This is a genomic window from Corynebacterium sp. LK2590, from assembly GCF_040946105.1.
Taxonomy (GTDB): domain Bacteria; phylum Actinomycetota; class Actinomycetes; order Mycobacteriales; family Mycobacteriaceae; genus Corynebacterium.
This window is the reverse complement of record NZ_JAYWMH010000002.1, coordinates 272,760-287,639: the sequence shown is the minus strand read 5'-3', so window position 1 is coordinate 287,639 and position 14,880 is coordinate 272,760. Positions and strand designations below refer to the sequence as shown.

Sequence of the window (14,880 nt, the reverse complement as noted above, 5' to 3'; positions counted from 1 at the left end):
AGGCGCCACGGACCACGTCCGTAGCGCCTACTCGGCGTGCCCGCCTACTCGGTCACCACAATCTGTCCGCGTTGGCCCTTCTCCGCGTTGGTCAGGGCATGATTGACGAACGTGTACGTCCCCGGCTCATCGAATGTCATCTCCACGAACCCGCCCTGGGCGGCTGCCAAGTCGACGGCCTGCGAGCCGGTGTCCTCGGCGTCGCGGATGAGGTACTGCCCTTCCTTGAAGACGGTGTCGAAGACCTCGCCGATGACGTGGAAACTCAGCGACTCGTCCGGTCCCACGTTCAGCACCCAGATGCGGATGGTCTCGCCCACCTTGGCCCGCAGGGGCCGCTGCTCGTACTGGTTGGGGTAGGAATTGAACGCCGCAAGGTCGTAATTGCCGGCGGCCACGCGCTCCTCGTCCGCGCCGACCTCGCGCTCGCCCAGGAAAAGCTGGCTGGCAACGAGGGCGTACTCGGCATCGACGTCCGACAAGGCATCTTGGGACTCCTCCGGCGGGTCGATGATGACCGCGCCCGTCATCCCGTTGGCGATGTGCAGCGTCATAGGCGCCGTCGCGCAGTGGTACATCCAAATCCCGGAGCGCTTCGCGGTGAATTCGTAGACCAGCTCCTCGCCGGGGTCGATGGTCGCCATCGCCTCGTCGGGGTTGACCTCGCCGGCGTGGAAATCCACCGAGTGACCCATATGCCCCTCGTTGCGCAGCGTAATCCGGAACGTGTCCCCGACCTGGCCGCGCAGCGTCGGCCCGGGCGCCTGCCCGTTAAACAGCCACTGCTTTTGCTCCACGCCCGGCGCGACCTCGCGGATCTCCTCGGTCATCACCCAGGTGTATTCGTGCACGCGCCCGGACGGGGCGGCCTCCAGGTGCGGGTCGAAGGCCGCAAAGCCCGGCCCTAGGTCGCTCTGGCGCTCGGCGGCCGTGGGCACGTCCACGTGCGGGTTCGCCCCGCCTGCCGCGCTTGCCGATGCCCCACTGCCGCCCGCTGGCGCATCACCAGCGACGACGTCGAAGGTCATGCCCTGCGTACGATGCCCGGCGATGGTGCAATAGCCCTCCACGGAGGCGGAAATCACGCCGGCATCCAGCACCACCGAGTCGCCTGGGTTGACGCGGCCGGTTTCCGCCTCGCCGATTTTCAGGTCGTGGACCTGGTCGCCGGTATTGGTGAAGTTGACCTTGAGCTGCGACCCGGCCGGCACGTCGACGCTGTTGGGCACGAAGGCCATACCCTCCACACTCACGTCAACCTCGACGACGTCGCCGGTCGCGGCCACCGGCTGATCGCCGCCCGTCGCGGTCTCTTTGCCGGCGGAGGTCGTGGTGACCACCGCCAGGATGACCACGGCGACGACCGCGATTCCGATGAGGGCCCAGGCGGCCCAGCCGGCCGATTCCTGGGTGCTCGTGCCACCACGAGGCGTGGATTGCTTAGTCATGTTTTCTCCCAACAATTACGACAACGGTGGCGATAACCACCACATTAGCCAGTAGCGCGAGCCCGACCAGAATGAGACCGGCCGGGCCGGCGGGCCCGCCGAGGTTGCCTACCAGGACCAGCCCGGCGCCCACGTTGAGGCAGACCAGGCGGGCGGCCCCTCCGGTGTCTGCCGCTCTCCGCGCCCGGTCCACGACCGCGGGCCCGCCGCCACGCAGCGTGGGCAGCAGGTGGTGCAGCACCCCGGTCACCAGCTGCAGCAGACCGCCCAGCAGAAAGACGGGCAGCAGCTGCAGCGTGATGGCGCGGGGGAAGGCGCCGGCTGCCAGGCTGGCGGCATCGGCGGCGTTGACCGCCCACATCCAGCCCAGGCCGCACAGTACGGACAGGCTGGCGGTATTAAGCCCCGGCCCCTGGGCGAGGACGGAGCCCACCACGGCCACGACGAGCATGCCGCTGGCTAGCGCCACCAGCGCCATCCCGAAGCCTGCGACCAGCCCTGCCCCGGCGACCAGCCCCGCCGCGGCCACCGCCAGCCCCACAACGTGGACGATTAAGGCCCGCGTGCACCGGGCCCGCGCGGCCTGGCTAATCGCCGTGCCCGTGAGCGTGGGCAGCAGGGTCACCACCGTGCCCAGGATGGTCAGCCAGGCAAAGCCCCAGACCATCAGCCGCGAGTGCGCCGCAATCAGCCCCGTATAGCCGCCGATGCCCCTGCCCGCCAGCACCGCCAGCACCACCGCGGCGATGGAGCAGCCAAACGCCGCCACGTAGTACGGCACCGTCACCGCGAAGGCACCGGCAAGGGATCGGCGCAGGCGGGAGACGATGACGGCCACCTGCCACGCGGCGGCGAGGAGGATGAGGGCGCAGGAGGCATCGGAAAGCCAGGACCAGGAATAGCCGGCCCGGTCCGCCAGCAGGCCCAGCAGCCCCACCTGGACGAGTGCTACGCGGGTGGCCACGCCGCGGTACTGGGCCGTCGGCGTGCGGGTTAATGCCTCGGTAAAGTGCGTGGAATAGACCAGAATGGCGGTGGTGACCGCCCCGAGGGTGAAGGTGTGGATGAAATCCCACCAGACCACGGGCCCGCCTAAGTGGTAGGCCACCGCGACGGCCCAGCCGACCAGTATCCAGGCCCCGATGAGTGCGCCGGCGGCCGTGTGCCACCGCGACCTCGCCCGCAGGGAGACGTCGCTGACTACCCCGAGACTAAGCTGCACGGCGACCACCCCGCAGGGTCAACACCAGCCCGGTGTCCACGAAGACCAGCACGGCAACGAGGGTTATCACCCCGCCGACGGTATAAATCGCGTCCTGGGCCAGAAAGTCCCCGGCCAGGCGCGTGGCCAGCCCGCCGTGCAGGAGCACCACGGGGACGTAGAGCGCCCGGTGGTACGGCAGCCGGCGGTGGACCACGGCGGTCAAGATGATGGGTGCATGCGCGAAGATCATGGACATGACGAAGCCTAAGAAGACGGCGTGGACGGAGGCATCGTAGGCATAGCCTTCCGCGCCGACGCCGTAGGCCAGCCAGGTAAAGCCGGCGACAACCAGCCAGAAATAGCCGCCCAGCATGCACGCGGCCGAGTACCGCGGCAGGGCCCGCGAGCGCACCAGGTGTCGGGCCACGTCGACGCGCAGCGCGGTCGTGGCCGCCACGATAAGCGCGAGCGCGACCAGCACGTGCCCCAGCCGCGGGGCGACGGCAAAGACGACGGCGGCGAGCACCATCGCCAGCACCTGCCAGGTCAGCTGGATCTCGGCGCGGGTGCCGGACACCGATAAGCGGGCCAGCTCCATGCGCTCGCCGATGATCGTGGCCACCACGTAGGCCACCGCCAGCGGCAACACCTCCGCGAAGCGGCCGGTCATCCCCCACAGCAGCGCCGCCATCACCGCCGCCACGACGCCGGCTGCCTGCACGACCACCGACACGGTCGGCTGGCGGCGGTAGATGGCCACGTAGATTGCCCCGAGCACGCCGAAGCTCGCCGCGAACAGCGCCCCGGGCACCAGCGCTGGCAGCTCGGTGCCCGCCACCGCCGGCGCCAACAGGGTCACCACGCCCGCGACGTGGGCGGCCGGCCCGGCCCAGGCCCACGCGCGCCGCACCGCGACCGCGCGCTCGAGCCCAATGGCCCCGCCGACGAAGCCGAAGACCATCAGCGGGCCGTGCAGATCCGCCACCGGCGCCGCGGCGTTGAACACCCCCAGCAGGGAGGCCCCCGCCGCCAGGCCAGCCAGCAGCGCCACCCCGGCGAAGGCGAGGAACACCACGCGGTAGGCTACACGGTCTTTTTGCACAGGTTTTATCGTACTAATTCCCCCGCCCCGGCGGAAACCCCACGCGCGCCGGCCACCCCGGTGGACGTCCCCGCTTTTACCCCCGTGCCGACGTCTGGCCGACCGCGCACCTACGGGCATGTAGAATAAGTTGAACAAGCGTCCAAGAAATGCCCGTCTACTAGGGTAGACGGGATGGGCGCGTTCTCGATTGTCTCGTGAAAGGAAATTGTCTCCATGATGAAGCGCGTTCTCGCCGGCTGCGCAGCCGCCGCCACGTTGTTCGCCGCCGCTTGCGCCCCGTCGACGGAGTCGGCATCGGATAGCAACGCCGATCGCACCAGCGGCTCCGAGAGCTCCGTGGAGCTCAACGTCCTGGCCGCCTCCTCCACCCGCGTGCTCAACGACGACCTGCAGGCCGCCGCCGACGAGCTCGACCCGCCGGCCGAGCTGAAGTTCCAGAACGCCGGCTCTTCCGACCTGGTCTCCCAGCTCAAGGAAGGCGCCCCGGGCGACCTGCTGCTGACCGCCTCCAAGAAGACCATGGACGACGCCGTCGAGGCGGGCACCGTCCAGGATCCCAAGGTCCTGGCCGAAAACGAGATGGTCATGGTCGTGCCGAAGGGCAACCCGGCCGGCATCAAGTCCGTCGAGGACATCACGGACGAGACCCGCTTCGTGCTGTGCGACCCGCAGGTCCCGTGCGGTGACATCTCCCAGCAGATCATCGAGGACAAGGGCCTCGACATCCAGCCGGATTCCCAGGAGCACCAGGTTGCTGACGTGCTCGGCAAGGTCGTCTCCGGCGAGGCCGACGCCGGCTGGGTCTACTCCACCGACGCCGCCGCGGCTGGCGACGACGTGGAGGTCATCAAGATCGAAGGCGCCGACCAGTTCACCAACCAGATCCTCGGCGCGGTAGTCACCGCCTCCTCCGAGCAGGACTCCGCCCAGGCAGTCCTGGACCTGCTGGCTGACGACTTCGACGCCACCTGGGAAGAGTACGGCTTCACCCCGGCCGACTAAGTGAGTTTCGTGGCTACTACCGCTACCTCAGCTGCTACGGCTACTACCCCACCGCGCCCCGCCCGGACGCCCGCCCCTGTGGTGTTTGGGCTCATCGGGATCATCGCGGTGGGGTTTATCCTGTTCCCCATCATCGCCCTGGCCGTGCGCGTGCCCTGGGCGCGCATGGGGGAGATCCTGGCCCGCCCCGAGGTCCACGACCTTCTCAAGGTCTCCCTCGCCGCGGCGGCCCAGTCGACCGTTTTGACCATGATCCTGGGCACCGGCCTGGCGGTCTGGATGCAACAGCTCGGCCGCGGCGGGCTCGCCGCCCGCCTGTTGGTCTTCCTCCCGCTCGCGATGCCCCCTGTCGTCGGCGGCCTCGCCCTGACCGCCGCCATCGGCCGGCGCGGCCTGCTGGGGCCCTGGCTGGAGGCGATGGACCTGCATTTCGCCTTCGCCTTCCCCGGCGTCGTGGTGGCGCAGATGTTTGTCTCCCTGCCGTTCGTGGTCGTCGCCGTGGATTCCGCCCTGCGCCAAATCGACGGGGAGGTCCTGGCCTCGGCCCGCGGCATCGGGATGAGCCCCGGCCGCGTGCTGTGGAAGGTCACCCTGCCGCTGGTCGCCCCCTCGATTGCCACGGGCGCCGGGCTGGCGTTTGCGCGCTCGCTGGGCGAGTTCGGCACGACGCTGACCTTCGCGGGCTCGATGCCCGGCGTCACGCGCACGATGCCCCTGGGCATCTACCTAGAGCGCGAAGTCGACACGGAGGCTGCCTACGCGCTTTCGGCCATCCTCATCGGGCTGGCCTTGGTCTGCCTGGCGCTGGCCGGGCTGCCGGCGGTCTTCGGGCGCCGGAACCGCCAGCACGCCCGCACCATCACCGAGATGGACGCCGAGCGCCTGCGCGAGCTGACCCGCCCGCCGGCAGAGCCCACCCCGGTCACGGTGGAGGGCACTACCCTGCCGGCCGGTCTGGTCTCCGCCGTCGTGGGCCAAAACGGCTCGGGCAAGACCACGCTCATGCGTCGGGTGGCCGGCCGCCTGCGGGGCCGGGTCGCTATCGGGGACCGGACCGTGGACGACGCGGCCGGCCAGTTCGTGCCGCCGCACCTGCGCCGGGTGGTCATGGTTACCCAGTCGCCGGGCCTGCCGCCGCGGGCGAGCGTGGTCGAGGCCGTCACCATGGCCAGCCGCGACCAAAGTATGGCCACCCAGCTGCTGGAGGCGGCGGGCCTGAGCGACTTGGCGGACGTCGACGTGCCCTCCCTGTCGGGCGGGCAAGCCGCCCAGGTCGCGCTGGTGCGTGCGCTGGCCACCCGCCCGTCCGTGCTGATTTTGGACGAACCTCTGGCCGCCCTCGATGTGGCCGCCGCCGCCCGGTGGCGCCGCTTCTTCCACGCCAGCCGCCACGACCGCACCGTGCTGATGGTCACCCACAACCTGCTGGACATCCAGCGCCTGGCCGAGCACCTGGTGGTCATGGAGTCCGGACAGACCATGGCCAGCGGGCCGACCAGCCAGCTGCTCGCCGCGCCGCCGACGGAGTTCGTAGCACGCATTAGCGGCCTCAACCGGGCCACGGGCACCTGCGACGTCGTCCACGCGGGCACGGCGCGGGTGGCCGCCGGCGGGGCCACGCTCATCGGGGAAACCACCACACACCTGCGCCCCCAGCAGGAGGTCGTCGTGACATTTGCACCCGAGGACGCCCACTTAAGCCCGCATCCGGTGGCCGAGGCCGAAAACTGCTGGCCGGGAAAGATCACGGCCGTGGAGGCGCGTTCGCTGACCAGCTTCCTGGTCACCCTCGACTGCCCGTTCGGCCAGGTGCGCGTCTCCCACGCCGAACCGCCGGCCGTGGGCGAAGAGGTCTACTGTCAGGTGGATCCGAAGGCAGTTCACGTCAGCGCGAACTCGTACTAAAATTATGAGAATGACCGACCCTGCCCTCCTGCCCCGCCCCGCGACGGATCTCTTCCCGGAGGCGCTCGCGCTGTCCCCAAAGCAGCGCGCGGTACTCGACGTGGTGGATTCCTTCCGCGACGGCGCCACCGCGGCTCAGGTCGCTGACAGGCTCGGCATGCACGTCAACACCGCCCGCGGGCACCTCGACGAGCTACAGGCCGCGGGTGCGGTCGCGGCCGCTCGCGCCCACTCGCACGGGCGCGGGCGCCCCTCCCTCATCTTCCGGGTGCGGGTGCCTGACAACCAGGCCATCGCCGGCGAATACGTCAGCCTGGTCACGGTGCTGCTCGACCTGCTGGCTGACGATGCCGAGCTCACCAACTACGACTCACCCCGCGCCCGCGAAATCGGGCGCCAGTGGGCCAAGAAGCTGGAACAGACCGGCCCGGCGTCCCTGAGCCAGGTCCAGGCCCGGCTCCGCCAGATGGGCTTCGACCCGGAGCAGACCAAACAGGGCCTGTGCTTGCACGCTTGCCCCTTCGTGTCTGCCGGGGCGGCCCCCACGCCGTTTTTGTGCGCGGTCCACGAGGGCTACCTGCAGGAAATGACCGCCACCCCCGACGGAGAGCCCACCGTGCGGCTGCACCCGTTGACGGACGACGGCACCTGCTTTATCACCCAGGACTAGGCCTGGGTCACCTCGACCTCCACGGGCCCGGCGATCTCCAGCGGGAGGACCCGCAGGCCCTGGGCGCGGGCATCGTCGAGCACGGCCTCCGGGATGGGCTCGGTGTGCAGGACCATGATGGTCGGGCCCGCACCGGACAAATACGCCGAGAAACCGCGGTTGCGCAGGCGGTTGACCCATTCCGCGGTCACCGGGAGCACGTCAGCTCGGTAGGGCTGGTGCAGGCGGTCGCGCGTGCCCTCCAGGAGCAGATCCGGGTGCTTGGTCAACGCTGCCACCTGGACGGCGGTGCGGGAGACGTTGAAGGCGGCATCGCTGTGCGTGACGTGCGAGGGCAGCACGCGCCGCACGGCCTGGGTGGAGGCGTGGAAGTCCGGCACCAGCGCGGTGGCGCGGATATCCGGGTGCACCGGCAGGCAGCGCGCGCGGTACTCGGGCAGGGAACGCCCGTCGACCGGGACCGTCGTCCAGGAAACCACCATCTGGCCCAGCACGGACGCGGCGGCGTTGTCCGGGTGGCCCTCGAAGGCCGAGGACAACTGGACCACCTGGTCCTCATCGAGCGGGAAGCCGGCCAGCCCGTTGGCGGCGGCCACGCCGGCGACCGCGGCGGCCGCGGACGAACCCAGACCGCGCGACTGCGGGATGGCGTTGGTGCAGACCACGCGCAGGCCCGGCGCTTCGACGTCGGCGGCGTTCAGCCCGGAGCGCAGCGCCTTGACCACCAGGTGCGAGCCATCGCGCGGCAGGTCGTCCTCGCCCTCGCCGAAGATGACTACCTCGAGGCCGGACTCGGTGACCTCGATCTCGACGGTGTCGTACAGCGTGACGGCCAGACCCAGGGTGTCATAGCCCGGGCCTAGGTTGGCCGAGGAGGACGGCACCTTGACAATCGCCTTGGTCCCGACTTGCAATTCGGTGCTCATGAGCGCGCTTTCCTCCCCTTTCCTAGCTGCCCAGGCGGATGACCGAGTTGACAGCCAGCACGTCCGGCAGGGTCTTGAGCTTTTCCACGATATCGGCCAGCAGCTGCTCCTGGGCGGAGTGCGTGACGATGACCAGGCGGGCCTCGTCGTCGCCGTCCTCCTGTCGCACGGTGCGCAGGGAGACGTCGTTGGAGGAGAAGACGTTGGCGATTTCGGCCAGCACGCCGATCCGGTCGTTGACCGTCATGTCGATGTGGTAGCGGGTGCGCACCTCGCCGAAGGAGGCGATCGGCAGGTTGGCGTAGGTGTTCTCGCCCGGGGCGCGGCCGCCGTGGACGATGTTGCGGGCCGCGCCGACCACGTCGCCCAGCACCGCGGAGGCGGTCGGGTTACCGCCGGCGCCGTTGCCGTAGAACATCAGCGAGCCGGCCGCCTCGGCCTCGACGAAGATGGCGTTGTAGGACTCGCTGACCGAGGCCAGCGGGTGCGACTTCGCCACGAGGGTGGGGTGCACTCGCGCGTTCACGGCTTCCTTACCTTCCTTATCGGTGATCCGCTCGCAGATAGCCAGCAGCTTGATGGAATAGCCGGCCTGGCCGGCGGCCTCGATATCCTCGGCGGTGATGTTGGTGATGCCCTCGCAGTGGACATCCTCGAACTTGAGGCGGGTGTGGAAGCCCAGCGAGGCCATGATGGCGGCCTTGGAGGCGGCGTCGTGGCCCTCGACGTCGGCGGTCGGGTCGGCCTCGGCGTAGCCCAGGCGGGTCGCCTCCGCCAGCGCCTCCTCGTAGGAAGCGCCGGTGGATTCCATCGCGTCCAGGATGAAGTTGGTCGTGCCGTTGACGATGCCGGAGATGCGCTCGATCTGGTCGCCGGCCAGGGAGCGGCGCAGCATGCCGACCACGGGGATAGCGGCGGCGACGGCGGCCTCGAAATAGAGGTCGACGTTGGAGGCGTCGGCGGCCTCGGCCAGCTCGTCGGCGTGGGCGGCCACCAGCGCCTTGTTGGCGGTGACCACGGACTTGCCGGCGCGCAGGGCGGCCAGGACCAGCTCGCGCGGGTAATCGATACCGCCAATGACCTCCACGACCAGGTCGATGTCGTCGCGGGCGACGAGCGCGCGGGCATCGTCAGTCAGAAGCTCTTGGGGAACGCCCGGGCGCGGCTTTTTGCCGACGTTGGACACGGCCACGCCGCGGATCTCGGCCGGGCCGCCGATGCGGTGCGCAAAAGCGTCGGCGTTCTCCCCGAGCAGTCGGAAGACCTCCGCGCCCACGGTGCCGAATCCCAGCAGCGCAATTCCGACGGTCTCTCCCTCACCCTTAGCCGTGCGGATAGTTCCCTGCGTAGTGGCTGCCATCTTCGAAGCTCTCCTCAATCTGTGCGGTCGTTTAAGGTACGTGGCCCATCATACAGAACGAGCTGTCTATTTTGAGTCCCTACGAGAAGCCTCCCCCGTCCCCCGTCCCCCGTCCCCCGACAACCGCGCGTGTGCTGGCCGAATGTCCCGCACCGGGGAGAATAATAATCCCGCCCGGGCGCCAGTCCGGCGCCCGAGCGGGGGTAACTAGTCGACCTCTAGCGAGAGCAAATCGGCTAAGGTCTCGCGCCGCAGCATGGGCTTGACCTGGCCGGCGCGCACGGCGACCACCGCGGGCCGCACCGCGCCGTTATAGCGCGAGGACATCATGTACTGGTAGGCGCCGCTGGCGGCGGTGGCCACGATGTCGCCGCTGGTGATTTCTTCCGGCAGATCCCGCTCGTCGACCAGGATGTCGCCGGATTCGCAGTGGAAACCCACCACGCGGGAGGGCACCTCGGCGCCGACGGTGTAGCGGCCCATGACCCGCAGGTCGTACTCGGAGCCGTACATGGCCGGGCGGATGTTGTCGCTCATGCCACCGTCGACGGAGAGGTAGCGCCGCAGCGGCAGCTCCTGCTTGCCCGTCTCCACGTCCTTGACCGTGCCCACGGAATAGACCGCGATGGCGGACCCGGCCACCAGCGCGCGGCCCGGCTCGACCAGGACGAAGGGCGGGGTGATGCCCAGCGCGTCCGCCGTCGTGCCGACCGCGGTGAGCAGGTCGTGGGCCACGGCGTTCACGTCGAGGGCCTCCTCGTAAGGCATATACGGGATGCCGAAGCCGCCGCCTAGGTCCAGCTCCGACAGCGTGACGCCGAGCTCAGTGTGGATGCGCGAATACAGCGCCATGACGCGCTCGGCGGCCAGCTTAAAGCCCTCAGCGTTGAAGACCTGGGAGCCGACGTGGCAGTGCAGTCCGACTAGCTCAAGGTTGTCGGCGGTCAGGCAGGCGCGGGCGGCATCAAAAGCTGCGCCAGTGGCCAGCGAGATGCCGAATTTCTGGTCCTCGTGCGAGGTGGCGATGAACTCGTGAGTGTGGGCGTCCACGCCCGGCTTCACGCGCACCATCACCTTCTGGACGCGCCCCAACTCCCCGGCGATCCGGTTGAGCATCTCCAGCTCGTCGGTGTTGTCGAGTACCACGTGACCCACGCCGTGCTCGACGCAGTCCCGCAGGTAGTCCGCGCCCTTGTTGTTGCCGTGGGCAGTCATGCGGGCGGCGGGAAAGTCGCCGGCTAGCGCAATGAGCAGCTCGTTGTGGGAGGCCACGTCCAGGCACAGCCCCTCCTCGTTGACCCACTGCACGATCCTTTTGCAGATGAAGGCCTTGGAGGCGTAGTGCACGTGGGCGGGCCCGCCGAAGGCGGCGGCCATGTCGCGGCAGCGGGAGCGGAAGTCGTCCTCGTCGAAGACATAGAGCGGCGAGCCGTACTCTTCCACTAGGTCGGGCACGGGGACCCCGGCGACGGTGACCACGCCGTCTTCCTCGCGCTGGGCGTTGCGGGGCCAGACATGCGCCGGCAGATCGTTGAAATCGGCCATTACATCCGCTCCGGGGCGGTCACGCCCACCATGGTCAGCGCGTTGGCCAGGGTGGTGCGGGCGGCATCGGCAAGCGCGAAGCGGGCCGAGTGCACCGGCTGGGCCTCCTCACCGGCCTTGGGCAGGACCTGGCACTGGTCGTAGAAGCGGTGGAAGCTGGCGGCCAGCTCCTCGGCGTAGCGGGCGATGCGGTGCGGCTCGCGCAGCTCCGCGGCCTCGGCCACCACGGCCGGGAACTCGCCCAGAGTACGGATGAGGTCGCCCTCGCGGTCGTGGGTCAGAAGGGACAGGTCCGCGCCGTCGGCGGTGACCCCTGCCTCCTGCGCCTTGCGCGCCAGGGAGCACAGGCGGGCGTGCCCGTACTGGACGTAGTAGACGGGGTTATCGGAGGACTGGGACTGCCACAGGCCCAGGTCGATGTCGATGGACTGGTCCACGGACGAGCGCACCAGCGAGTAGCGGGCCGCGTCCACGCCGATGGCGGCCACCAGGTCCTCCATCGTGATGACGGTGCCCGCGCGCTTGGACATGCGCACCGGCTTGCCGTCGCGCAGCAGGTTGACCATCTGGCCGATGAGCACCTCGACCGCGCCGGCGTCGTAGCCCAGGGCGGCCGCGGCGGCCTTCAGGCGCGGCACGTAGCCGTGGTGATCGGCGCCGAGCATGTAGATGTTCAGGGTGTGGCCGCGGTCGAACTTGTCCGCGACGTAGGCGATGTCGCCGGCGATGTAGGCGGCGTTGCCGTCGGACTTGACGACCACGCGGTCCTTGGAGTCGCCGTAGTCGGTGGATTTCAGCCACCAGGCGTTGTCCGCCTCGTAGAGCTCGCCCTGGGCCTTGAGCTGGTCCAGTGCGCGCTCGACCGCGCCGGACTCGAACAGCGAGTTCTCGTGGAAGTAGACGTCGAAGTCCACGCCGAACTCGTGCAGCGACTGCTTAATCTGGGCGAACATCATGTCCACGCCGTCGGCACGGAAGGCCTCCTGGACCTGTTCCGGGGTGCCGTCCAGGGCCGACGGGTTCTTCTCCAGCACGGCGCTGGCGATGTCCTGGATATAGGCCCCGCCGTAGCCGTCCTCCGGGGTGGGCTCGCCCTGGGCGGCCGCCACCAGGGAGCGGGCGAAGCGGTCGATCTGGCCGCCGTGGTCGTTGAAGTAGTACTCGCGGGTAACCTCCGCGCCGCTGGCTTCCAGCACGCGGCCCAAGGAGTCGCCGACGGCGGCCCACCGGGTGCCCCCGAGGTGGATGGGCCCGGTCGGGTTCGCGGAGACGAACTCCAGGTTGATCTTCTCCCCGGCAAAGGTGGTGTTCTTGCCGAAGTCGGAGCCGGCTTCGCGGATCTTGCCGACCACGTCGCCCTGGGCGGCGGCGGCCAGGCGGATATTCAAAAAGCCCGGGCCGGCGACGTCGGTCTCTGCGATCGCGTCCTGCTCGTCCAACGCGGCGGCCAGCCAGGTGGCCAGCTCGCGCGGCTGGGTGCCCGCCTTCTTGGCGACCTGCAGGGCCAAGTTGGTCGCGTAATCGCCGTGTTCCGGGTTGCGCGGGCGCTCCACGGTCACGGTTTCGGGGATAACGGAGGTGTCCAGGTCGTGCTCCGCCAACACGTTGGTGGCGGTGTCCTTAATCAGTTGTGCCAGTTCTGCCGGAGTCATAACCCTAAACTCTATCGAATATCCCCTTTGACTACCGCACTAACCCCGGTAGTGCATGAGATACCCCATACGGGGACCGAAATGGTCTGATAACACACAGGTCCGCGCTATGCTTTTCTTAACTCAGTGTGAGTTTCTAAGCCGGTTCTTCCCCGACTAACCACAATGAGCACCGTGTACTACCTGCTGCGCCCCGAATAGTCGGGGCCTCCCTATCTGGAGAATTCGAGGACGCATCTTGTTTGAGATCAATACCTCAGCGATCGGGGACAGCCTCGGGCTCACCGCGCTCGTGGCCACCCTGCCGCTCATCGCCTTTTTCATTATGTTGTTGGGCTTCAAGGCCCGTGCCCACACCTCCGGCGCGGTCGCCCTGCTCACTTCCCTAGTGATTGCCATCGTGGGCTTCGCGATGCCCATCGACATGGCCCTGTCTTCTGCGGTCCGCGGTGGGCTCTTCGGCCTGCTGCCCATCGTCTGGGTCATCCTTACCGCTATTTGGTTCTACGAAATCACCGTGGCTTCCGGCCGGTTTGAGGATCTGCGCAAGACCTTCGACCTGCTCGGCGACGGCGATATCCGCATCCAGGCCATCCTGATCGCCTTCTGCTTCGGCGGCCTGCTGGAGGCCCTGGCCGGCTTCGGCGCCCCCGTGGCCATTACCGCCACCATGATCATGGCCCTGGGCGTCAAGCCGCTGCGGGCTGCGACCGTGGTCCTCATCGCCAACACCGCCCCCGTGGCCTTCGGCGCCGTGGGCATCCCGGTGACCACCGCCGGCGAGGTCGGCGGCCGTACCCTGGAGCAAACCCACGACATCGCCGCGCTGATCTCGCTGCAGGTGCTGGTCATCGCCGCCATCGTGCCCTTCCTCATCGCCTTCATCCTGGACGGGATGCGCGGCGTGAAGGAGACCGCCCCGGCGGCCGCCGTCATTGGCATTTCCTTCGCCGCGGCCCAGTGGCTCGCCGCGACCTTCTTCGCCTACCAGCTGACCAACGTCATCGCCTGCATCGTCTCCCTGGGTTGCGCTTTCGCCTTCCTGCGCGTCTGGAAGCCCAAGGGCGTGGCCGCCCTGCGCGAGCGCATGGAGCTGCCGGCCCAGGACGGCACTAGCGATCTGACCGGCCGCCGCATTTGGATGGCCCTGCTGCCCTACGCCGTGGTCACCGCGGTCTTCGCCGTGGCAACCACCGTCCCGGCCCTGTTCGGCTTCTGGGTCATCAAGACCGGCTGGCCCTTCCTGGACGGCACGATCGTGGACGCGACCGGCAACATCATGGACACCAGCTTCAGCTTCAACGTCTTCGGCAACCCCGGTACGCTGCTGCTGATTTCCGGCATCATCGTCACGATCATCTACCACTTCTTCAACGAGAACGGCCGCTACAAGCTGAGCTTCGGCCAGCCGGTGACCGCCTTCGGCGACGTCGTTTCCCGCATGAAGTTCTCCGCCCTGACCATCATCCTGGTCCTGGCGCTGGCCTACACCATGAACTACTCGGGCCAGACCATCGCCATTGGTGAGTTCGTCTCCTCGGCCGGCGGCATCTTCGCGCTGTTCGCCCCGGTGCTCGGCTGGATCGGTACCGCCGTGACCGGCTCCGACACCTCGGCCAACGCGCTGTTCGCCAACCTGCAGGTCGCCGCCGCCGAGCGCATCCACGTCAACCCGGATCTGATGCTGGCCGCCAACACCTCCGGTGGCGTGGTCGGCAAGATGATCTCCCCGCAGTCGCTGGCGATTGCCGCCACCGCCGTGCAGATGGAGGGCAAGGAGTCCGTCATCCTCAAGAACGTCGTCGGCTACTCGCTGGCCTTCCTGGCCGTCGTGTGTGTCATCGTCTTCCTGATGACCAACGTGCTCGGGTTCCTGGTGCCCTAACCAGCCCCCACGCCTAGTTCCCTAAGGCTTTCCTTACACGACCCTGATAACCCCGGCTACCCCCAATCCGTCCGGGGCCGGAATCCCGCGCAAAATGCGCGGGGCAGGCGCATGACCTGCGGACCATTTTCGCAACATTAATGTTTCGAAACATCCGCAGGTCATCGTCATTTTTAGG

The 14,880-nt window shown here is 68.5% G+C and carries 11 protein-coding genes; 4 read left to right on the top strand and 7 right to left on the bottom strand.

Annotated elements, in window-relative coordinates; all coding sequences use genetic code 11:
* Positions 1 to 44 precede the first annotated feature (44 nt).
* The 3 genes from VVR85_RS03985 to VVR85_RS03975 are packed head-to-tail and all read right to left on the bottom strand — an operon-like array spanning position 45 to position 3,754.
* Positions 45 to 1,448: a multicopper oxidase domain-containing protein gene (locus VVR85_RS03985; protein ID WP_368519659.1), complete on the bottom strand. Its 1,404-nt coding sequence runs from the start codon at positions 1,446 to 1,448 to the stop codon at positions 45 to 47.
* Complete coding sequence (locus VVR85_RS03980) at positions 1,441 to 2,670, bottom strand: beta-carotene 15,15'-monooxygenase (RefSeq protein ID WP_368519658.1); 1,230 nt, start codon at positions 2,668 to 2,670, stop codon at positions 1,441 to 1,443. Before VVR85_RS03980 ends, VVR85_RS03985 begins: the two co-directional genes overlap by 8 nt.
* The gene (locus VVR85_RS03975) at positions 2,660 to 3,754 is read right to left on the bottom strand and encodes a hypothetical protein (protein WP_368519657.1); all 1,095 of its coding nucleotides are present in this window, start codon (positions 3,752 to 3,754) and stop codon (positions 2,660 to 2,662) included. Before VVR85_RS03975 ends, VVR85_RS03980 begins: the two co-directional genes overlap by 11 nt.
* A gap of 216 nt (positions 3,755 to 3,970) precedes the next feature.
* On the opposite strand from VVR85_RS03975, the gene modA reads away from it, so the two are divergent.
* The 3 genes from modA (at position 3,971) to VVR85_RS03960 (ending at position 7,334) form a co-directional block, all read left to right on the top strand.
* Entirely contained in the window at positions 3,971 to 4,759 is a 789-nt protein-coding gene (gene modA / locus VVR85_RS03970; RefSeq protein ID WP_368519656.1) for a molybdate ABC transporter substrate-binding protein, read from the top strand.
* A 78-nt stretch (positions 4,760 to 4,837) separates the two neighbouring features.
* Positions 4,838 to 6,664, top strand: coding sequence for an ATP-binding cassette domain-containing protein (locus tag VVR85_RS03965; RefSeq protein WP_368519655.1), 1,827 nt, complete (start codon positions 4,838 to 4,840; stop codon positions 6,662 to 6,664).
* 10 nt (positions 6,665 to 6,674) lie between these two features.
* Complete coding sequence (locus tag VVR85_RS03960) at positions 6,675 to 7,334, top strand: helix-turn-helix transcriptional regulator (protein WP_368519654.1); 660 nt, start codon at positions 6,675 to 6,677, stop codon at positions 7,332 to 7,334.
* Here the strand turns inward: VVR85_RS03960 and thrB are convergent.
* From thrB to argS, 4 genes are all read right to left on the bottom strand, one after another.
* Positions 7,331 to 8,260 carry a homoserine kinase gene (thrB, locus tag VVR85_RS03955; RefSeq protein ID WP_368519653.1) on the bottom strand — a complete coding sequence of 310 codons (930 nt, stop codon included), beginning with the start codon at positions 8,258 to 8,260 and terminating at the stop codon, positions 7,331 to 7,333. The genes VVR85_RS03960 and thrB overlap by 4 nt on opposite strands.
* A gap of 22 nt (positions 8,261 to 8,282) precedes the next feature.
* Positions 8,283 to 9,620 (bottom strand): homoserine dehydrogenase, encoded by a 1,338-nt coding sequence (locus tag VVR85_RS03950; protein WP_368519652.1) that lies wholly within the window; start codon positions 9,618 to 9,620, stop codon positions 8,283 to 8,285.
* 207 nt (positions 9,621 to 9,827) lie between these two features.
* Positions 9,828 to 11,165: a diaminopimelate decarboxylase gene (gene lysA / locus VVR85_RS03945; protein ID WP_368519651.1), complete on the bottom strand. Its 1,338-nt coding sequence runs from the start codon at positions 11,163 to 11,165 to the stop codon at positions 9,828 to 9,830.
* Positions 11,165 to 12,817: an arginine--tRNA ligase gene (gene argS / locus VVR85_RS03940; protein WP_368519650.1), complete on the bottom strand. Its 1,653-nt coding sequence runs from the start codon at positions 12,815 to 12,817 to the stop codon at positions 11,165 to 11,167. The genes lysA and argS overlap by 1 nt, the downstream gene beginning before the upstream one ends.
* Positions 12,818 to 13,055: 238 nt before the next feature.
* Here argS and VVR85_RS03935 point away from each other — a divergent pair, with 238 nt between their 5' ends.
* Entirely contained in the window at positions 13,056 to 14,702 is a 1,647-nt protein-coding gene (locus VVR85_RS03935; protein WP_368519649.1) for an L-lactate permease, read from the top strand.
* The last annotated feature ends 178 nt before the right edge of the window (positions 14,703 to 14,880 follow it).

What these genes read in the sequence shown, in the direction of transcription:
- VVR85_RS03985 (WP_368519659.1), bottom strand. Translation starts at nt 1,448, where the DNA reads ATGACTAAGCAATCCACGCCTCGTGGTGGCACGAGCACCCAGGAATCG.
- modA (WP_368519656.1), top strand. Translation starts at nt 3,971, where the DNA reads ATGATGAAGCGCGTTCTCGCCGGCTGCGCAGCCGCCGCCACGTTGTTC.
- VVR85_RS03960 (WP_368519654.1), top strand. Translation starts at nt 6,675, where the DNA reads ATGACCGACCCTGCCCTCCTGCCCCGCCCCGCGACGGATCTCTTCCCG.
- thrB (WP_368519653.1), bottom strand. Translation starts at nt 8,260, where the DNA reads ATGAGCACCGAATTGCAAGTCGGGACCAAGGCGATTGTCAAGGTGCCG.
- VVR85_RS03950 (WP_368519652.1), bottom strand. Translation starts at nt 9,620, where the DNA reads ATGGCAGCCACTACGCAGGGAACTATCCGCACGGCTAAGGGTGAGGGA.
- lysA (WP_368519651.1), bottom strand. Translation starts at nt 11,165, where the DNA reads ATGGCCGATTTCAACGATCTGCCGGCGCATGTCTGGCCCCGCAACGCC.
- argS (WP_368519650.1), bottom strand. Translation starts at nt 12,817, where the DNA reads ATGACTCCGGCAGAACTGGCACAACTGATTAAGGACACCGCCACCAAC.